Annotated in this window: 18 protein-coding genes and 1 riboswitch; of the genes, 7 read left to right on the forward strand and 11 right to left on the reverse strand. The window is 41.4% G+C overall.

The window, feature by feature from the left end; translation table 11 throughout:
• The first annotated feature begins 68 nt into the window (after window positions 1-68).
• Entirely contained in the window at window positions 69-1,058 is a 990-nt protein-coding gene (gene meaB, locus FNH22_RS17980; RefSeq protein ID WP_143399819.1) for a methylmalonyl Co-A mutase-associated GTPase MeaB, read from the forward strand.
• A gap of 262 nt (window positions 1,059-1,320) precedes the next feature.
• Here the strand turns inward: meaB and FNH22_RS17985 are convergent, their stop codons facing one another.
• Genes FNH22_RS17985 through FNH22_RS18020 form a run of 9 tightly spaced genes read right to left on the reverse strand, consistent with a single transcriptional unit; the run spans window position 1,321 to window position 8,694 of the window.
• Window positions 1,321-1,656, reverse strand: a complete 336-nt coding sequence (locus FNH22_RS17985) for a hypothetical protein (RefSeq protein WP_143399820.1) — start codon at window positions 1,654-1,656, stop codon at window positions 1,321-1,323.
• 3 nt (window positions 1,657-1,659) lie between these two features.
• Window positions 1,660-2,220: an alpha-ribazole phosphatase gene (gene cobC, locus FNH22_RS17990; RefSeq protein WP_143399821.1), complete on the reverse strand. Its 561-nt coding sequence runs from the start codon at window positions 2,218-2,220 to the stop codon at window positions 1,660-1,662.
• A complete protein-coding gene (locus tag FNH22_RS17995) occupies window positions 2,205-2,987 on the reverse strand; it encodes an adenosylcobinamide-GDP ribazoletransferase (protein ID WP_221420302.1) in 783 nt (260 codons plus the stop codon). The genes cobC and FNH22_RS17995 overlap by 16 nt, the downstream gene beginning before the upstream one ends.
• The gene (gene cobT / locus FNH22_RS18000; protein WP_143399822.1) at window positions 2,984-4,027 is read right to left on the reverse strand and encodes a nicotinate-nucleotide--dimethylbenzimidazole phosphoribosyltransferase; all 1,044 of its coding nucleotides are present in this window, start codon (window positions 4,025-4,027) and stop codon (window positions 2,984-2,986) included. Before cobT ends, FNH22_RS17995 begins: the two co-directional genes overlap by 4 nt.
• Window positions 4,028-4,171, reverse strand: coding sequence for a DUF5522 domain-containing protein (locus FNH22_RS32065; protein ID WP_255518087.1), 144 nt, complete (start codon window positions 4,169-4,171; stop codon window positions 4,028-4,030).
• Between the two features lie 31 nt (window positions 4,172-4,202).
• Complete coding sequence (gene cobU / locus FNH22_RS18005; RefSeq protein ID WP_143399823.1) at window positions 4,203-4,709, reverse strand: bifunctional adenosylcobinamide kinase/adenosylcobinamide-phosphate guanylyltransferase; 507 nt, start codon at window positions 4,707-4,709, stop codon at window positions 4,203-4,205.
• Complete coding sequence (locus FNH22_RS18010; RefSeq protein WP_143399824.1) at window positions 4,706-5,632, reverse strand: cobalamin-binding protein; 927 nt, start codon at window positions 5,630-5,632, stop codon at window positions 4,706-4,708. The genes cobU and FNH22_RS18010 overlap by 4 nt, the downstream gene beginning before the upstream one ends.
• 13 nt (window positions 5,633-5,645) lie before the next feature.
• Window positions 5,646-6,776, reverse strand: coding sequence for a YncE family protein (locus tag FNH22_RS18015; RefSeq protein WP_143399825.1), 1,131 nt, complete (start codon window positions 6,774-6,776; stop codon window positions 5,646-5,648).
• A 10-nt stretch (window positions 6,777-6,786) separates the two neighbouring features.
• Complete coding sequence (locus tag FNH22_RS18020; protein WP_143399826.1) at window positions 6,787-8,694, reverse strand: TonB-dependent siderophore receptor; 1,908 nt, start codon at window positions 8,692-8,694, stop codon at window positions 6,787-6,789.
• A gap of 97 nt (window positions 8,695-8,791) precedes the next feature.
• Window positions 8,792-9,002: riboswitch (cobalamin riboswitch) on the reverse strand.
• Window positions 9,003-9,064: 62 nt separating this feature from the next.
• Here FNH22_RS18020 and FNH22_RS18025 point away from each other — a divergent pair.
• The 3 genes from FNH22_RS18025 to FNH22_RS18035 are packed head-to-tail and all read left to right on the forward strand — an operon-like array spanning window position 9,065 to window position 12,270.
• Window positions 9,065-10,222 carry an ABC transporter substrate-binding protein gene (locus FNH22_RS18025; RefSeq protein WP_143399827.1) on the forward strand — a complete coding sequence of 386 codons (1,158 nt, stop codon included), beginning with the start codon at window positions 9,065-9,067 and terminating at the stop codon, window positions 10,220-10,222.
• A 6-nt stretch (window positions 10,223-10,228) separates the two neighbouring features.
• Window positions 10,229-11,284: an iron ABC transporter permease gene (locus FNH22_RS18030; protein WP_143399828.1), complete on the forward strand. Its 1,056-nt coding sequence runs from the start codon at window positions 10,229-10,231 to the stop codon at window positions 11,282-11,284.
• Window positions 11,284-12,270: an ABC transporter ATP-binding protein gene (locus FNH22_RS18035; RefSeq protein ID WP_143399829.1), complete on the forward strand. Its 987-nt coding sequence runs from the start codon at window positions 11,284-11,286 to the stop codon at window positions 12,268-12,270. The genes FNH22_RS18030 and FNH22_RS18035 overlap by 1 nt, the downstream gene beginning before the upstream one ends.
• Here FNH22_RS18035 and FNH22_RS18040 read toward each other — a convergent pair whose 3' ends face one another.
• Window positions 12,271-12,993, reverse strand: coding sequence for a DUF547 domain-containing protein (locus FNH22_RS18040; protein WP_143399830.1), 723 nt, complete (start codon window positions 12,991-12,993; stop codon window positions 12,271-12,273).
• A 187-nt stretch (window positions 12,994-13,180) separates the two neighbouring features.
• A complete protein-coding gene (locus FNH22_RS18045) occupies window positions 13,181-13,912 on the reverse strand; it encodes a DUF547 domain-containing protein (RefSeq protein ID WP_143399831.1) in 732 nt (243 codons plus the stop codon).
• 272 nt (window positions 13,913-14,184) lie between these two features.
• Between FNH22_RS18045 and FNH22_RS18050 the strand changes: the two genes are divergently transcribed.
• The 3 genes from FNH22_RS18050 to FNH22_RS18060 all read left to right on the forward strand — a co-directional run bounded on the left by FNH22_RS18050 (window position 14,185) and on the right by FNH22_RS18060 (window position 19,543).
• Window positions 14,185-15,519, forward strand: coding sequence for an NAD(P)/FAD-dependent oxidoreductase (locus FNH22_RS18050; RefSeq protein WP_143399832.1), 1,335 nt, complete (start codon window positions 14,185-14,187; stop codon window positions 15,517-15,519).
• Between the two features lie 3 nt (window positions 15,520-15,522).
• Window positions 15,523-17,292: a 4Fe-4S binding protein gene (locus tag FNH22_RS18055; RefSeq protein ID WP_143399833.1), complete on the forward strand. Its 1,770-nt coding sequence runs from the start codon at window positions 15,523-15,525 to the stop codon at window positions 17,290-17,292.
• Between the two features lie 169 nt (window positions 17,293-17,461).
• A complete protein-coding gene (locus FNH22_RS18060) occupies window positions 17,462-19,543 on the forward strand; it encodes a glycoside hydrolase family 97 protein (RefSeq protein WP_143399834.1) in 2,082 nt (693 codons plus the stop codon).
• Window positions 19,544-19,662: the final 119 nt, after the last annotated feature.

The raw sequence follows: 19,662 nt of genomic DNA on the forward strand, positions 1-19,662 counted from the left end.
TAAGAATTATCTCAAAATTCCCACAATTTCGACTCTAAATGTATCGATCTTCTTAATTTAGAAGTGATATGACAACCACCGTTAAAACAAGGCTTTCCGTAGATGAATATGTACAAGGAATAGTGGAAAAAGACACTATTACTTTGAGCAGAGCCATAACACTTATTGAAAGTGGCCGGAAAGATGATCTGCACCTTTCCGAACAAGTATTGAGCGCCATACTGCCTTACACCGGCCAATCAAAACGCATTGGGATCACAGGTGTGCCAGGGGTTGGTAAAAGTACTTTTATAGAGTCATTAGGGCTCTTCCTGGCAGACAAAGGACATAAACTGGCGGTACTTGCCATAGACCCCAGCAGTCAACGAACGGGGGGCAGTATCCTGGGTGATAAAACAAGAATGGACAACCTTTCGAAGCATCCAAATGCGTATATCCGTCCTTCTGCTACAGGTTCCTCGCTTGGAGGAGTCGCCAATAAAACCCGCGAAGCGTTATTGCTTTGTGAAGCTGCCGGCTTTGATGTAATATTCATTGAAACAGTAGGTGTAGGTCAGTCAGAAACTGCTGTTAAAGGCATGGTTGATTTCTTTCTTTTACTAATGCTTGCCGGGGCAGGTGATGAGCTTCAAGGCATAAAAAAGGGTATCATGGAAATGGCAGATGCCGTAGTGATCAATAAAGCGGATGGAGACAACATAACTCCTGCCAAATTGGCCAAAGCAGAATATCAAAATGCACTGCATCTCTTCCCTCCCACTGCCTCCGGATGGATACCACAAGTAAAACTATGTTCTGCTCTCAAAAGCAGTGGCATAGCCGAGGTCTGGGAAATGATGGAAAGCTACTTTACACAGCTGGGAGGTGAGGGTGTTGATGAACAACGCAAAAGTCAGAACCTTAACTGGATGCATGAAAGTATAGGTCATCTGCTTAAAACTACATTTTATAGATCTCCCCTGGTGGAAAAAGAGATCCCCGTGTTAGAAGATGATATCAGATCAGGTAAAATAACCCCTTTTGCGGCAGCAAGACGCTTGATCGAGTTAGCTTATTGATCCGGGAAGATGTTATCATGCAGTTAGGGCTCTCTCGAAAATTCCATTTTCAAGGTTTGTTTCCGGGTGCTGGTCACTGGGCCACTGGCAATACAGCGCACAATTTATTGATTATCATCATATTACAAATACACTTGAAAAATGATATTGCTCAGTCGCTTATTGCAAATCAGACCGTGATAGAAGACAAAAACCTCGAAAATGGTATAATACCAATGATTTTGAGGTTCAAAACACCAAAACCTCCCATAAAAAGGTGCATTTAAACGTCAAAACACACTTTTGAGCTAAAACTATTTTTCATGAGTGGCCCAGTTAATAATGGCTTGATTGATAAAAGGTCATCAGGTATTTGGTAAGCGTTTGTATCTGACACTTCATCCAAATACTGCTTTTTTAGTGGTATTCCTAAAACAGAAGCTTGTTGTTCAATCAAATCTTCATGAATGCCATGTGACCTTACACATTTGGTATCCACATCGAATACAGTATGAATATGCTCTACTTCCCATTTCCCACTTTGAAGAATTTTGTAAAAGGCAAAAGCACTATTCTTCCCTCCACTCCAGGCAACAGATACGGGTTGTTTTTCCTCCATCCGCTAGCGATTTACATATTCTACCCGCATGATATCCCCATGTCTGGCAATTTTATTTACACTACCATAATCGAGATGAAAATGAAAAGTGTTACGAAGAGGTATATGTAACAGATGACTGATGATTACACGAATAACACCGCCATGAATACACAATATAACGGGGTCTTCAAGCTTTTTATTTATTAACTCCCCCCAAAATTCAAGTACGCGTGCACTCAGATCTTCAAACGACTCCCCTCCCGCGGGTCTTTCGCCCACAAAGTTGTCCATCCAGACATTGAGCCCTTCCGTACCAATATCGTCCCATTTCTTTAGTTCCCAATCACCAAATGACATTTCCTTGAGTCTGTCATCAAAAGATATTTCATCCGACAGTTGCTGCGCCAACACTTTACACCTTTTCAACGGACTGGAATAAACCTTTCCGATATCCTTTGGTAAATGAAACTTTAAACGATTGACTTCTTCTTGAAATGACGAGATCACATCCAGGTCTGCCTGGCCATAACACACTCCTTTATCAACTTCAGGGGTGGTATGACGTACTAAATATATTTCCATAAGATCATAAAGCTAAGATAAAACACCACTTCTGTCACCTGCTGAACCGCTCCCAGGCAGTCGCCTGTATAGCCACCTATCCATTTTTTAAAATAGTAGCTCAAATAAAGTGTCATGCCTATCATGGGTAATAACAGTAGTGCTATCATGAGGTTTTGAAAAAATATCAATGGCGTCAGCCCAAAAGCCATAGCGACCAAAAAAGAACGAATGGATAGCTGTTTAGCTACTGGTTTAGCCTTACTATCTTCGTTTTCCCTAACATATTCGTTTAAATACATGATAGTTATTGGCATTAAGCGGCTTGTACTATGTGCTGATATCATCACTAAGATCATCTCAGGAACAGAAACTACCCCACCGGTTTCCCAAAGTAAGACATACTTCATTAATAGCATCAATACCATTCCTACAACGCCATAAGCCCCAATCACACTATCTTTCATAATGGTCAGGATACGCTCCTTGGTCCAGCCTCCACCAAACCCATCGCAAACATCCGCCCAACCATCTTCATGGAAAGCACCTGTTACTAAAATACCCGTGATCATAGAAAGAAGAATACTAACAGATAGCGGTAGTAAATGAATAGAAGCCCAAAAAACAAGCACAGTAAAACCACCTACTATCCAACCGATCAGCGGGAAATACCGGGTGGACTTATTGAGCATATCAGCGGAGTGGTCCACCCACCTTGGGCAAGGCAACCGGGTGTAGAACATTAAAGCGGTAAAAAACACATTTACCTCAGATTTAATCCATTTCATGACTTCTTCTCACTCACTCCGGCAGACTCAAAAGAAGCCATATCGTTGAGGAATTGTACCGCAGACTGAAGTAATGGATAAGCCAATGCGCAGCCTGTCCCCTCTCCCAGCCTTAAGTCCAGTTTCAATAACGCCTTACCTCCCAGGTATTTTAGTATTTTCTGGTGGCCCTGTTCGGCCGACTCATGACAAAAAACTGCATATTGAAGTATATTCTTATTCAATTGGTAAGCGGCTAAAAGCGCTGCTGAAGCAATGAACCCATCTACTAATACGATCATTTTCCGTTCTGCAGCCGCTAACATACTTCCTGCCATCATCACAATCTCAAACCCACCAAATGCCTCCATCACTTTCAACGGATCAGATCGATCCAACTGATGAAACTCCAAAGCCCTGGTCAAACGTTCCTGCTTATGTTGCAATTGGGTGTCAGTAAGCCCAGTACCTCTACCCACGCACTCTGTTAAGGGCAGATCACAGAAAACACTCATCAACAGGCTGGCAGATGAGGTATTACCTATTCCCATTTCGCCAAAACCTATTACATTTGATCCTTTTTCAAACAGGTCTTTAACGATCTCCCGACCATGTTCAAGTGCTGTACTGCATTGCTCAGCAGTCATGGCTGCCGTTTCAACAAAATTCTGCGTGCCATGCGCTATTTTGAAGTCCGCAGGCTTATTATGCCCTTCAAAATCACCCTTTACACCGGCATCTACAATGGTAAGTCCCAAGCCGTTTTGACGGCAAAAAACATTGATGGCTGCACCTCCTCCGAGGAAATTCATTACCATTTGATAAGTAACCTCTTGCGGAAATGCGCTAACGCCGTCAAGGGCTACTCCATGGTCTGCGGCAAATACCAACAAATGCGGTGCTTTTAATTCGGGCGTCAGCGTCTGCTGAATTAACCCTATCTTCAGGGCTAACGCTTCCAGGTTACCCAAGGCTCCCAGCGGTTTTGTTTTTTGATCAATTTTGTTTTGTAAAGCTTGTTCCAAGCCTAAGTCCGGCGGTAGTATTTTTTCTGATAACATTTATTTTTTCTTGAATCCATACGGGCAGTGGCGACAGCCGCTTTTACAGCAATATCCTCTTTTTAAATGATATTCTTCTGTAAACACGTACAGGCCGTTTTCTATATAATAAAGCTCGCCTTTCCTTTTTTTTATGTCCCTCACTGCACCATCATTTTATAGTTGGGTTATTCGCTTACTTTACCTTTAATGGCAACCCTGAAACCATTAGTGTCACACTATCGGAATAACTGGCTATATACTGGTTAACCCAGCCCTGTACCTCTACAAAGTCTCTACCCAGTTTGGTTTGGGCATGAACACCCATTCCTATTTCATTGGTAATGACCAGGAGTGTACCATTATAGTCCTTTATCTTGTTAAACTCACTTTTAGCAACTTCCAGGCTTTTTTCCTTTTCATTATTACATTGATGAAAAATGTTGGTAAGCCAGAGCGTGACACAATCCATTAACACCACCCTATCTGATGGAAGAACCGCGCTAAGCCTTATTTGTTCCTCGATCGTTTCCCAGGTTTTAGTACCGCGCTCAGCCTTATGCCTATTCACCCGTTCTTTCATCTCTTCATCCCATACCTTAGCTGTAGCCAGGTAAACAGGCTTATCTGTAAGGTTTTCTGCCATCTCCTGACCATAGGAAGACTTACCGGATCTTTCTCCTCCTGTAATTAAGTGGATCATTTCAATACTCTTTCCAGAGGAACATAGCCTTTACCTAAATGTTGCTTTTCAAATACTTCGGGATGTAATATCTCCGCGAGTATTTCTGCTGAATCTTTTATACGTGGCCCCGGACGATTGAAATATTGATTGCCATCCGTCACAAAAACACGATCATTTTTAACCGCCTTCAGTTCATCCCACCCGGGCAGATCAGTCAGTAGTCCAATTTCCTCCATGGTTCTGTCAATGTCAAAGCCACAAGGCATAACCGCGATGACTTCAGGATCTTCAAGCCGTATTTCCTCCCACTTAAAATAGTGGGAATGCTGATCTTTTGCAGCAAGTACATTTTCACCACCTGCTATTTCTACTAACTCAGGCACCCAGTTACCTGCCAGCATGATAGGACTCAACCATTCTATACAAGCGATCCTGGGCCTATTCAGACCGCTTGTTATATCACGTATCTTGGCAAATACCGACTGCATACTGCTCACTAACTCCTGAGCTCTGCCTTTGACATCCAGGGCCTCTCCCACCTTATCAACGTCATCCAATACATCTCGCAGGCTGTTAGGTTCAAGGTTGATAATGGTAGGGTTGGAACTGATCAATTGGCATACAGCAGCTTCTACATCTTTCATGTTCACAGCACACACCTCACACTGTGACTGCGTAATGATATAATCGGGCTTAAGTTCTTCCAACTGCTCTACATCCAGTTGATAAACAGAAAGGCCATAACGCAATATCTGGCGTACCTCTTTGTCAATTTGAAGGCTGGAGCCCTTTGGATTGAATTTTGGTGATGTAAGTATGGGTAATGAACCAATTCCTGCGGGAAAATCACATTCATGTGACCTTCCCACCAGGCGGTCTCTAAAACCCAGGGCATCTGCTATTTCAGTACTACTGGGAAGTAAGCTTACTATTCTTGGCATTTTCATGGCCATATTATTTGAATGTCGCGCTATTTGGGGCTATCCCTGAAGTATGCTCACCTATTAATTCACCTTCTTCCGTATATCTTATAATGAAACCATCACTTGAAAAACCAGGTGCTACTGTGCCAATAAAATTACCATTTGAAGGGTTAACAGCGAATCCGTAAAACTCCTTTTCTCTATCTATGAAAAGATTCATTTCAAAGTCTTCCTCCGTGTTTGTACCTATGGTTCCTACATTATAAATATCTTTTTCATAATCCAGATACAGCCCGTCCTTGCTCTTATTGAATACCAGGTGATTAGGCCCTACGTTCTTTTGAGACATGAAAACTGTAAACAAGACTTCATTATCCGGAGATATTTTTGAGATGAAACCCGGAGTAGTAGCATCCAGGTTCACAGAAAAGTCATCATTAAGAACTATGTTACCTGTTCCTGCTACCCAGATATTCCCTTCGCTATCTATATCAAGACTTTTAGGGTTATCTCCCACTGTGATCTCTTGTGTTACTTCATCGGTAGAAGTATTGATCACTACCACTCTGTTATCTTTTTTAGGCTCAAAAGTAATATTGTTAAAACCTCCACCATTAGCAGCATATACATTTTCACCTACCAGGATCATACGGTTGGTACCAAAACCTGTGGGAATCGTCTTGGTTACCGTATTTGTTGTGAGATCCAATACTTTAACCGTTCCTACATCTCCTGTAGCACCCCAGTCGGATATATAAGCTTTTTCATCATTTATCGCAAGCAAATACCTTGGTGACGCTATTCCTTTTGTTCCGTCAATAGTAGCTAATGAAATGACATTATCTGTATCGATGACCTCTATCTTATTGGAGTTTTGCACTACAATGTATCCTTTATCTCCTATTATGGTCATAGACTGTGCCTGATCACCTAATGGCTGACCATTTACAGTAAAAAAGATGTTGTTTTGGATTTGCTCCGTATCAACATCAAAAAAAGAAAGGCTGGCGGTACCACCATTGAAAAGGCCTTCATTAACTATAAAGAATCCATTCTCTCCCAGCGATATGGGCGAAACATCTTCGTCATTGTTACAAGAAAAAGTGCCCCATAGTAATGTAAAAAGTATGATTTTAGAAAAGTGTCGTAATTTGTTCATCATGCAATAGGTATTAATGAAATGAGTAGGTTATGTTAAAATTATAATGTCTTCCGGGCATGGGGTAGGCGCTTCTTATCTCGTAATCTTTATTGAAAAGATTGTTGACGCCTACACCAACATTTATTTTATGTGCTCCAAGATCAGCTGCGTAACCCAGGTTCAGATCGGTGAGCGCGAAAGGATCAAGCGCCCATCGTGGATTATTATCGAACGTACTGAATTGCTCACCCGTAAAAGTTTGGTTTAAAGAAGCTACGAACCGGGAATAGCTGAAAGACAGGTTAGCTGAAGCCTGATGTAAAGGAACGTAGATCAATTTTTTACCTAACTCATCCATGTTTCCCCCTTCCTCTATGCGTTCTTTGGATGACTCCGTATAGGTATAATGTATTTTACCACCGACCTTTATCTTTTCATGGAGAGTTCTCTGAGCATCTAAAGAAAATTCCATCCCACGTAACCAGGCCGTCAGCACATTAATTGGAGACCAGTTCCCATTATCGTCAGGCTGCCAGCTTATCCAGTTCTTGACATAATTACTGAATGCAGTAATTTCCGCTGTTATTGTTTCGCCCTGACCAAAAACAATGTACTGGCCTAACTCCAGGTTCACACCGTCTTCAGGTTTCAAATCAGGATTACCACTATCGGTACCACTTACCCAAAACAGATCATTAAAAGTAGGTATTCGAAAGCTACGGGCAGCTTTAGCTTTCAGGCTATACCCGGGAAATACATGATAGTTCACTCCTACAGAGGGTACAAACGGAGTAGTTTCACCATCTACCAATACCTCACGCGCGGAAAGAGATACTTCGAATTTGGTAAAAAGCAGCTTTGTCGCGGAAATAAATAACGCAGTTTGATCTCTCCTGGCGTCGTTATTGGCATAGTTTTGCACATCAGCTATTTCCAGTGTGTGGTTTATACCCCATTGCACTTTAAGAAAATGCTTGAATGATTGATCCATTTGAAATTCCGATATCCATGAGTTGGACCGGATCGGTGTGGTTTCATTGTAAATCAACTCATGATTTATCCAGGAAGTGAAAGCTTTAATACGAAGGTTTGGTAGGTTGTTAGCGTACGTAAGCACCGTTCTATGAAATCTGTCTTTCTGAAAATCGGTTCCATCCACCGTTTCTCCGGCTGTTTTGGGGATTTGCACATCATTGTCCTGAAACCAATATTTTAGCTTTACTAAGCCTTTAGACCCAACTTTGACGGAAGGCTCTACTAAAAGTCCCTTCTGACGAATACCTGCATTAGCCAACGTTTCTTCCCGGTTTGAAAACCGATTATAGAATTGAAAATCATTGTCCGCCTGATGTACAAACCCTCTTAACTTGAGCTGTGCTTTATTCCCGGTAGATGATAACTGAATACCTGAATAACGCTGACCAAAACTACCTACTTGCTGTTGCCACGAAAGCGCCAATGGTCTTTTTGAAAAAGCTGGATCCTCTGTACGCAGTTGAACAGAACCGCCTATGGCACCTGATCCATAAAATGAACTGCCTGCACCGTATTGAAGTACAATATCATCGACAAATGATATAGGAACTAATGTCAGGTCAAGCCCTCCATTCATAGGGCTTTGTAAATTCACACCTTCCCAAAGTATAGTGGAATGATTAGTTCCTGCCCCCCGAAATGACACGCCGGAAAGGCCACTTACACCGTAAGATCGTACATTTAATCCTGAATAGCGGGAAAGTACCTGGTTAAGATTGGCCTGATTTTGAATGCCGGTTATTTTCTTATCTAGTGTTACACTTTTGTTCGCCGTACCATAGTCTTCCAGACGTGTAGAAAAAACACTGACATCGTCCAGTACCAAAGTATCACGTACCGACTGGCCTGTTACCTGATAAGTATAGACATAGCAAACAAGCAAAACGCTCAAAAATCTTTTCATACTTTGACACAATCACTGTGGCCAAAGCTTATCGAAAAATAAAAGTGGATAAGAATAAATGTGTATCTATATCCAAGCCATAACTCCCGAAAGCTTATTTAATAAAGTTTTCTTTGGCAGGTCTCCTGGCTTGCTCTCTTGCTGGCGCCTTCCCATCTTTCAGGTAATAATGAAAGACAGTGGCAAAGATGACCGGCAAACTTTCTTAGAGCTCACAGTTGCGGGTACAGCCCCCGGTTTTCACGGGGTTCCCTTTTAATCTTTGTAGTCTGTTATGACCAATAAGAACCAAAATATGCGGCAAAGGTAGTTAACAAAGTTTATCCATTGCAAAACAAATCACTAATATTGTCACTCTGTCCTAAATGATATGATAAAAGCTGGTAGTACTTTCCTGATTATATTACTTTTTACCGCCTGCCAACCACCCGAAAAAACAGTTACTACGGTAACTGAAGAACTCGTGGATAATGAAGCATTTTATCCACTTGAGATCAAACATGCGCAAAAGCTAAAAATTGAGTATCACGACCAAATGGCTATGGTAACCATTAGCGAGCCTTTTAAAGGGGCATCCGAAGCCATCAAATACTTCTTAATCCCTAAAGGATCCGCCATACCTGATACACTTTTGGGAAGACGAGTAATACAAACGCCGGTAGAACGCTTTGTATGTACTTCTACGACCCACCTGCCCGGCATTGATATGCTAGGAGTTACTGACCGCCTGGTTGGATTTCCATCTTTGCAGTTAGTTTCATCGAAGCATGTTAAGCAAAGGGCAAAAGAAGGTAAAGTGGTGGATCTAGGCAGAGATTACAACTTAAACACAGAATTGGCCATTGAGCTTTCCCCTGAAGTTGTGATGATCTTTACATTAGATGGAAACTACAAGCACTTATCTCCGCTCGAAAAAATGGGTTCAAACATCGTTTTGAATTCCGATTACTTAGAAAACACTCCGTTGGGAAGAGCTGAGTGGATCAAATTTTTTGGTCTTTTATTTAGACAAGAACAAGTGGCAGACTCTATTTTTAATGGTATTGAAACACAATATAACGAGGTGATCACAACAGTCAATGCAATAGAAAAGGACGAACCCACATCTTTTTGTGGTATTAACTATAAAGGCGTATGGTATATGCCTGGTGGGGACAGTTGGATGGGTAAGTTTCTCCGGGACGCTCGCTCGTCATACCTGTGGAAGGAAGATACAAGCACAGGTAGCCTGGAGCTAAGTTTTGAAACTGTTTATGACCGTGCCCAGGACGCCGATATATGGATCAATGCACATAGTTTCACTTCATTACAACAATTGGGGGATAACGATGAAAGATATAAGGCATTTAATGCCTACAAAAACAAAATGGTATATAATAGTAATGCCCGTGTTACAAAAGCTGGTGGGAATGATTATTATGAATCGGGTTATTCCCGGCCGGACATCGTATTAAAAGACCTAGCCAAAATATTTCATCCGGAGCTGTTCCCGGAATATAACCTTTATTATTTTCAAAAGCTTAATTAGACCTGTTTGCAGAAGTCGTTTCCCTATACCAAATGGACCTTTCAACTAGGGATCTTACTCCCTACACTGGTAATCATTTTGCTCATTCTCGATGTTTCACTGGGCAGTGTGAATATACCTTTGCTCCAAATTGTAAAAGCGCTTTTAGGCGCTGAAACAGACAAGGTAAGCTGGCAAAATATTATTTGGGAGTTCCGGATGCCGAAAGCTTTCACCGCTATACTGGCCGGTGCTACATTAGCTGTGAGTGGATTACAAATGCAAACTTTATTTAGAAACCCTCTGGCAGGACCCTATGTACTGGGTATCAGTTCAGGTGCCAGCCTGGGAGTGGCCCTGGTAGTTTTGGCAAGTTACTCACTAGGCAGCATTTTCAACACTTCACTCCTGGGGGATTGGATCGTGGTATTGGCGGCAAGTACCGGCTCCGGAGTAGTACTTATGGCTGTGTTAGCCTTATCTCTAAAGGTAAAAGACAGCATGACACTACTTATCATAGGCCTGATGTTTGGAAGTCTGGCTGGTGCCATAGTGAGTGTATTACAATTCTTTAGTGAAGCACAACAACTTCAGATCTATCTTATCTGGACCTTTGGAAGTCTGGGAGGATTGGACTGGAATGAACTTTACCTTCTGGCGGTACTTTGTGGCCTGGGCCTATTGATCGCTTTTTACCTGTCAAAACCTCTCAACACCTTACTAATGGGCGAAAGTTATGCGCAGAGTATGGGTATAAACGTGAAAAAGGTCAGGATTTTGATCGTTGTCAGTACCAGCCTTATGGCGGGTTCAGTTACAGCTTTCTGCGGACCGATTGCATTCATCGGCCTGGCGGTACCTCACCTCACGCGTATCCTGTTTAACACTGCTAACCACAAAGTACTGATACCAGCAGTAGCTTTATCAGGAATGATCATCATGCTTACCTGTGATATTGTTTCACAGCTGCCGGGAAGCCAATATATTCTCCCTATTAATGCCATTACTTCGCTTATAGGGGCACCTGTTGTCATTTGGGTGATCTTGTCCAAAGGTGGTATAAAAACTTCTTTTAGCAGATAATGAGTATCCAGCTTCATACCAAAGATCTAGCGGTTGGATATCGAATAAAAAGGAGGGATGTTCTCATTATAGACCATCTTAACGTACAGCTCATGGCTGGAAAGCTGGTATGTTTTATGGGACCTAATGGCGTGGGTAAATCAACGTTACTACGTACATTATGTGGTGTACAACGCCCTTTGAGGGGTGGGGTGTTTATCCAGGATAAAGCAATAGAAAGTATTCAAAAGGATGTATTGGCACGTAAGATCAGCGTAGTGCTTACAGACCCTGTCTATATTGGAAATATTACTGTACGGGAGCTTGTCTCTTTCGGCAGATACCCATACACCGGATGGAACATGAATTTCTCACCGGAAGATGCCAGGATAATTGACCGGGCAATAAAAGAGACACAACTACAACCAATAGCAGACACTAAGCTGGCAGAACTCAGTGACGGGCAACGTCAAAAAGCGCTTATAGCCAGAGCTTTATGCCAGGATACTGACATTATAATTTTAGATGAACCCACCGCCCACTTAGATTTAAACAATCGCGTAGAGATCATCAATCTTTTAAAACACCTCTCAAGGCAGACGGGAAAAGCCATTGTGATGGCAACACACGAACTAGATTTGGCGTTGCAAACCGCTGATGAGCTTTGGATTGTAGGGTTTGACAAAAAACTGCAGGTAGGTTTTCCGGAAGACCTGGTACTGAATGGAAAGGTTGATCATGTGTTTCAGTTAAAGGGTTTCGACTTAAGGACCGGCCATCTTGAAAAAAGAAAATCCAAGAGAAATGTAAGTTTAACAGGTGAAAGTGAAGGGCATTACTTGCTATGGACTAAAAATGCCCTGGAAAGAAACGGCTATGGCATCGATCCTGAAAATGATTTTACCATAGAAACAATGGTAACCTCTGACAAAGCATATTGGAAAATAAATGAAGGAGTCACTCTGGACTCCCTCGAAAAACTTATTCAATACCTGGACCAGTTATAATTAACCTTCATTAAGGCCCCAGTTATATTCATAATAGGTGATGTTGTAGGCATCCGGTATAGGAGAGGCTTTATACTTATTTATAAACTCCAGAACAGAATTCTCACCATTCATTGTAAAATCTTTCTCGTACCAGTCAAATATCTTCGAGATCGCTACTTGTTTATTTTTATCATCTCGTTTAAGCCAGGCCGCATTATTGATGGAATTTTTAGTACGTGCATCCAACTGCCGATCCAATTTACCCGGAACATAGGCGAAATCGGCAAGCGGAGGACAGCTGATTGCAGCACAGGCCAGCGCGAAATGAATGCGAGCATCTTTGTAGGCAATCACGATTTTTTTGATCTCCAGGGCATTCAAAGTCATAGACTCACCAGCAATAACATGTTTCACGCGATCAAAAAAACCGCTTCTGTCAAGGGGGGATTTGAGTGGATAATATTTGGCTACCTGATAAATTACTGAAAGGTTATACGCATTGATATAGAAGGCTTTTTTTGTCTGATCATTCGCATTGGACAGGTCCATATCAGCAATACTTTGATATAAACTTTCTATCTCGGAAAAATTGGAGTTGATCTGTTTGTAATGCACCATTCCGTTATCCACATACTTCTTCAAAAAAGCGTCAGTCTGCGAAAAAAAACTAGTTACGTCAGCAGCAACTGAAGTAACATGCAGCATAGTAGTTGCTATAAAAATTAAAAATACACTTTTCATAATCTCTTTAATTAAGTTATCAGTAGATACGGCGCTCCTCGAAAACTGGTTTGTCTGCGAATTGACATCACTACACATTTAGAATAAAACGATACCCTTTCATTATTGGACACACTGCCATCGAATATAAAAGAAAGCAAGGACTTATTTGACCATTATTTCAAAAGACTTGTGACATGTTACTCACTCAACCTTCGTTCAAACTCCAGTCATATTTGTAAAAATCAACCGTAAAATCAGGAGGTATAGGACTGTCTCTGTATTGATTGATATATTGAACGACGGTATTCCCGTTTTGTGTAAAGTCTTTTCTGTACCAATCAAATATTTTCGAGAGAAAAACTTTCTTCTGGTCAGTATTCAATCTTAACCAATCCGTGTCATTGAGAGCCATCTTTGTTCGGGTTTCCAATTGTTGTTCAAGTTTTTCAGGATGAAAGGCATAGCTCGCTAGCGGAGGGCAGCTTTTAGCAGCACAGGCCAGTACAAAATGAATTCTTGGATCTTTATACACCAGTAATAGTTTTTTAATTTCCAATTGATTCAGGGTCATTAAACTCCCCGCCACAGTATGTTTCATTTTATCAAAAAAGCCGCTTTGATCCATGGGTGATTTTTTGTTGAACTCGTAATATTTCGCTATTTGATAAATGACGATCAGATTGTAAGCATTGATGTAAAAGGCTTTTTGTTCCTGATCACTAGCACCGTTCAAATTAATAGTACTTTGGTAATTATAAAGATTTTCTATTTCTGAAAAATGCCTGACAATATCTTTATAATCTACCTTGCCATCTTTTACATTGGTTTTTAGAAAAGTATTCGCTTTATTGAAATAGTCCTCCAGGCTTGTAGCAGACGTAACAGTCGCCGTCTCCGCCAATACTATAAAAGTCATTATTAAAAATGAGAATTTCATAATCTTTCCGGTTTAGGTTTCAACACATTCTAAATAACTCTTTAAATAGGTAAATATCTGATAGTTAAACATCAAACCTGTATAAGAGTTACAATGGAATTTTTAACTACTTTTAATATAAGTTTTAATTAACGCCTTAACTGATGTTCCTTCCTGTGAGGGGTATTGTTCACGGGGACACTTGTCAATAGAATGACAATTGCCTTTTATTTGTTAACAAACGAAAGGTCAATTCGTAACAAAAACCAAACTTTAAACAAATATCAACCTGAATGAAGCATATTGTAATTGTGGGGAATGGGGTATCTGGGATCACAGCCGCGAGACATATCCGCAAAAATAGTGATTTTGACATCACTGTAATTTCTGCTGAGACTGATCACTTCTGGTCTCGTACTGCCCTGATGTACATCTACATGGGTCACATGAAATTTGAGAATACCAAGCCATATGAAGATTGGTTTTGGAAGAAGAATCGCATTAACCTGATCAATGATTATGTAGAGCAAATAGACCCTGAAGCAAAAAACATCAAGCTCACCCGGAAAGGTGTCATGGACTATGATGCATTAATTTTAGCCACAGGTGCAAAGCCTAATAAATTCGGCTGGCCGGGTCAGGACCTTGAAGGAGTAAGTGGAATGGTGAGTTATCAAGACTTGCAATACATTGAAAAACACTCTAAGGGAATTTCAAGAGCGGTGATCGTAGGTGGCGGTTTGATAGGTGTGGAAATGGCAGAAATGTTCCACTCCAGAAAAATAGATGTGACTTTTTTAGTACGTGAAAAACAATTCTGGAATAACGTACTTCCGCAGCAAGAAGCTTCATTGATCAGTCGTCACATCCTGGAAAACCATATTGACCTCCGCTTGGGCGAAGAACTCAAAGAGATCCTGGCAGATGATAAGGGCCATGTCAAGAGAATAATAACAGGAAGCGGAGAAGAGATAGCCTGTCAATTTGTGGGGTTGACAGCCGGAGTGCACCCTAATATCAATCTTGCAAAAGCTTCCGGAATAGAAACAGATCGTGGCATACTTGTCAATGAATACCTGGAAACCAATCAACCTGATATCTATGCCATTGGAGATTGCGCCCAGCGAAAGGACCCCCTTCCCAGCCGACGCCCCATAGAACAGGTGTGGTATACCGGACGCATGATGGGAGAAACCGTAGCCCAAACGATAACAGGAAACCGGTCCGATTATAAACCAGGTCACTGGTTCAATTCGGCGAAGTTCTTTGATATAGAATACCAAACCTATGGGTGGGTATGGAACCAACTTAAGGAAAACGAGGAAGAATTCTACTGGGAGCATAAATCAGGAAAGAAATGTATGCATTTTATTTTCGACAAGTCAAGTAAAAAATTCCTCGGGGTAAACACGTTCGGCATCCGGTTAAGACATGAATCTTTTGACAAATGGCTGAACGAGGAACGGGATATTTATCATGTGCTTGAAAACCTGAGGGAGGCCAATTTCGATCCTGAGTTTTTCGACCGCCATGAACAGGAGATTTCTGACACATTTAATCATCAGTTTCCTCAAAAACCAATCACACTTAAAGGCAAAAAATCTTTACTAGAATCAATATTTGGATAAGACATGAAAGCAATAAAAATTATAGGGTTAGGATTGTTCCTTACAGGCTTTGCCATATTCCTGGGGTCATTTTTCATGGCGTCCTACACTGTAACGGATGAAGTGCTGGCAAACCAGCTAGGTGATAAAGCACAGTTATTCAAGGAATCAAATAAAATTACCGGACAGTCTTATTCGTCCAATTTCAAACTGGTAAGTGATCTTGAAACTGCCTTCAATGATATTAACACACAGCAACTTAAAATATACGGCATTACAGAGACAGAAATAGAAAAGATAGTCAGTGCCAATACCGGAAGCTTTCAACTCACCAGTTTAGACCAACTAGGGGAAGGAGATATAGCAGCATATAAAAAAAGTACCTTCAAAGACTACGGCGGATGGCTTGATAGCAGAGAATTTGGCAGCGCTGAGGAAATGAAATCACAGATTTCAGGAGTTGTGGAAAATATTAAAAAGTATCAGATCGTCAATGAAAAAGGTTTTGACAAGTATAAGATCAAAGATCTTAAATATTCCATGACAAAGGAATCAAGTATCGGGCCGGTAAGCAGTTCTCCCAGCTTGTTCCTATTTCTCACCTACGTACTTTGTATTGTAGGGGCACTGATGTATATCCTGCCTAAAATCAAAGACGGCCCTCCTGGCATAAAAAATAACGGCTTATTTCACAGGGCCATGACCAGTGTAGGCTGGTTAGGGATTTTGACCGGCTCTTTTCTGATTGCATTTTATGTCATTTTATATTTCTTTCCTGAATACATGACCAACTGGATCATAATGGTAGATCCGGTAAGTCAATTCCTAAAAGGCTCTGACGCAGGTAGGTTTTTCCTTTATGGTTTTATTTACACACTTTGCATACTGGTAATGGGCGTACGTATGATGATCAAATACCGGCACAGTAAATATCAGATCGTGCGCACCGCCTCAGTGATGTTTTTCCAAACCTCTTTCGCGTTTTTATTGCCAGAGATCTTACTGCGTCTTAACAAGCCGTATTTTGATTTCAAAAACATTTGGCCCTTGGATTATGACTTCTTTTTTGACAATGAGCTCAGTACCTTAATAGAGAGTGGCTCTCTCGGAATATTTATGCTTGGCTGGGGTATTGCTCTGATCATAATAGGAGTACCTGTATTTGTTTATTTCTTTGGAAAACGCTGGTATTGCTCCTGGGTGTGTGGTTGTGGTGGACTTGCTGAAACACTGGGCGACCCGTACCGTCAACTTTCAGATAAATCATTGAAAGCCTGGAAAGTGGAACGATGGATGATCCATACGGTGTTAGCCTTCGCCATTGTAATGACCGGGGGAGTACTGTATACCTATTGGACGGGAAATAGTCAAATTCTGGGATTTAGCAGCTATGATGTACGTTCTGTATACGGCGCCTGGATAGGCGCAGGTTTTGCAGGAGTAGTAGGTACTGGTTTTTATCCCTTAATGGGGAACAGAGTGTGGTGTCGTTATGGCTGCCCGTTAGCTGCCTATTTAGGAATAGTACAGCGTTTTAAATCACGTTTTAGAATTACTACCAATGGCGGTCAGTGTATAAGTTGTGGCAATTGCTCTACCTACTGTGAGATGGGTATTGACGTGCGTTGGTATGCACAGCGCGGTCAGAATATTGTACGTTCCTCATGTGTAGGATGCGGAGTATGTTCTTCGGTTTGTCCTCGTGGCGTACTTAACCTGGAAGTTAAAGATGAAGCAGATAGATTTGGAAAGCCAATATTGCTTGGCAATGATGGTGTAAAATTGGATGCCTAGTAATTCCTGTTTTACGTCATAAATCGGAAGTTCCATTCAAAAACATACCCTAAGTGCTGATACAGTGCTTAGGGTTTTTTCATGCATTTCGTTAAAGGTAACGGCTGGAAATAGCTCAAAAAACCAGGCACTTCATATCTTTATTGCCCGAATCAAAACAACGTAGTTAATGAAATTTTTCAACCAAACGATACTTGTTTCTTTAATGTGCTGGGGAGTGGCCTGTAGTCCATCTGCTGACAAACTGATCACTGTAGAATCTCCTTCCGGCAATAACCTGATCACCTTCTTCTTAACTGACGCAGGGGAAGCTGCTTACCTTGTTGCACACAATAATAAAATAGTTATCGATACTTCGTATCTGAGTTTTGAATTTAAAGGCCAACCCACTCTTCAACAAGGGTTGATAACAGCTGGCCAGCATGAGCGGACATTTAATGAACAATGGGAGATGCCCTGGGGCGAACAACGTACAGTGATCAATCACTACAACGAACTAAAAATAGACCTGATCGAAGAGCAAGGGCTTAACCGACAGTTTTCCATTATCTTCAAAGTCTACGACGATGGTATAGGCTTAAGGTATTTTTTCCCGGAACAAACCAATTTAACGGAGGTGATGATTACCGATGAAAATACTCAGTTCAACCTGACGGGTGATCATGATGTATGGTGGATACCCGGGGATTGGGATATTTATGAATACCTGTATAATGAAACTAAACTTTCTGCCGTTGACGCTACCTCCAAACGCAATCACCCTAACCTTGGTCAGCATAACTACATACCTGAAAATGCCGTAAATACCCCGGTAACTATGAAAACAAAGAATGGAACCTACCTTAGTTTTCATGAAGCTAACCTTACTGATTATGCCGGGATGACACTGAAAGTCGATGTTGTTAAGCTAAGCTTACAAAGTGAACTGGTAGGGTCTGAAAATACAGATTATAAGGTGATACGTACTACTCCGTTCAGTACCCCATGGCGAACTGTCCAAATAGCTGATCGTGCAGGTGACCTGATTGAATCCAATCTGATCGTAAATCTGAATGAGCCTAACAAACTTGGCGATGTGAGCTGGTTCAAACCTACAAAGTACGTTGGGATATGGTGGGAGATGCATCTGGGTAAATCATCCTGGTCCAAAGCCGATGGCAAGCATGGGGCTACTACCGAAAATGCTAAAAAATACATTGATTTTGCTGCGGCAAATGATATTGGCGCAGTACTCGTAGAAGGGTGGAATACCGGCTGGGAACATTGGATAGGCTTTGAAGACCGTGAGGGAGTATTCGATTTCGTTACTCCATATGAAGACTATGACCTCGAAGAGGTAGTAAGGTACGGCAGAGAAAAAGGAGTAGAGCTAATCATGCATCACGAAACCTCTGCGGCACCAAGAACTTATGAACAACAAATGGACACAGCCTATTCATTAATGCAGAGTTTAGGCATCCATGCTGTTAAAACAGGATATGTAGGAAAAATTATTCCAAAAGGTGAATACCATCATGGTCAGTGGATGGTAAACCACTATCGTAAGGCAATAGAAAAAGGAGCTCAGTACCAGGTAGCCATTAATGCCCATGAGCCGATAAAAGCCACGGGTATTAGAAGAACCTATCCTAATGCAATATCCAGGGAAGGGTTGAGAGGCCAGGAATTCAATGCATGGTCTGTAGAAAAAGGTAATCCTCCGGACCATCTCCCTACTGTAGCTTTTACGCGGATGCTGGCGGGCCCCATAGATTTTACTCCTGGTATTTTCAATATAAAATTAAGCCCATATAAAGAAGAGCATCAGGTAAATACCACACTTGCCCATCAACTCGCACTGTATGTAGTGATATACAGCCCTGTTCAAATGGCAGCCGACCTACCGGAGAGCTATTCCGGTCATCCGGCATTTCAGTTTATTCGTGATGTAGGTGTGAACTGGGAACAAACACGCGTTTTAGATGGAGAAGTAGGAGATTTTGTAGCTATAGCAAGACAAGAAAGAGGTACAAGAAAATGGTTTTTCGGAGCCATTACGGACGAAGAACCCAGGGAATTGACCATCAGCCTTGACTTTCTGGATGACAACAAAAACTATACAGCCACCATATATTCTGATGGAGATAAGTCTCATTGGAATGACAACCCAACAGATTACAAAATCACCACTGCAGATGTGAATAATGCATCTTCTCTGGACCTAAAGCTTGCCGCAGGGGGTGGAGTAGCTATTAGCTTCACTGAAAAATAGATAATACAGTCAGAATGCGCATTTTATTGAAACTCATACACCGATTTCCTTAAAGAGAAATTGACTTTACAAATGCGAATACCCTACAAAAAACCTTAATTACCATAACCATACAGACG

The sequence above is a fragment of the Fulvivirga sp. M361 genome (assembly GCF_007097395.1).
GTDB lineage: Bacteria > Bacteroidota > Bacteroidia > Cytophagales > Cyclobacteriaceae > Fulvivirga.

Coding starts and splice junctions, on each gene's coding strand:
- meaB (WP_143399819.1), top strand. CDS start 69: ATGACAACCACCGTTAAAACAAGGCTTTCCGTAGATGAATATGTACAA.
- FNH22_RS17985 (WP_143399820.1), bottom strand. CDS start 1,656: ATGGAGGAAAAACAACCCGTATCTGTTGCCTGGAGTGGAGGGAAGAAT.
- cobC (WP_143399821.1), bottom strand. CDS start 2,220: ATGGAAATATATTTAGTACGTCATACCACCCCTGAAGTTGATAAAGGA.
- FNH22_RS17995 (WP_221420302.1), bottom strand. CDS start 2,987: ATGAAATGGATTAAATCTGAGGTAAATGTGTTTTTTACCGCTTTAATG.
- cobT (WP_143399822.1), bottom strand. CDS start 4,027: ATGTTATCAGAAAAAATACTACCGCCGGACTTAGGCTTGGAACAAGCT.
- cobU (WP_143399823.1), bottom strand. CDS start 4,709: ATGATCCACTTAATTACAGGAGGAGAAAGATCCGGTAAGTCTTCCTAT.
- FNH22_RS18010 (WP_143399824.1), bottom strand. CDS start 5,632: ATGCCAAGAATAGTAAGCTTACTTCCCAGTAGTACTGAAATAGCAGAT.
- FNH22_RS18015 (WP_143399825.1), bottom strand. CDS start 6,776: ATGATGAACAAATTACGACACTTTTCTAAAATCATACTTTTTACATTA.
- FNH22_RS18020 (WP_143399826.1), bottom strand. CDS start 8,694: ATGAAAAGATTTTTGAGCGTTTTGCTTGTTTGCTATGTCTATACTTAT.
- FNH22_RS18025 (WP_143399827.1), top strand. CDS start 9,065: ATGATAAAAGCTGGTAGTACTTTCCTGATTATATTACTTTTTACCGCC.
- FNH22_RS18035 (WP_143399829.1), top strand. CDS start 11,284: ATGAGTATCCAGCTTCATACCAAAGATCTAGCGGTTGGATATCGAATA.
- FNH22_RS18040 (WP_143399830.1), bottom strand. CDS start 12,993: ATGAAAAGTGTATTTTTAATTTTTATAGCAACTACTATGCTGCATGTT.
- FNH22_RS18045 (WP_143399831.1), bottom strand. CDS start 13,912: ATGAAATTCTCATTTTTAATAATGACTTTTATAGTATTGGCGGAGACG.
- FNH22_RS18050 (WP_143399832.1), top strand. CDS start 14,185: ATGAAGCATATTGTAATTGTGGGGAATGGGGTATCTGGGATCACAGCC.
- FNH22_RS18055 (WP_143399833.1), top strand. CDS start 15,523: ATGAAAGCAATAAAAATTATAGGGTTAGGATTGTTCCTTACAGGCTTT.
- FNH22_RS18060 (WP_143399834.1), top strand. CDS start 17,462: ATGAAATTTTTCAACCAAACGATACTTGTTTCTTTAATGTGCTGGGGA.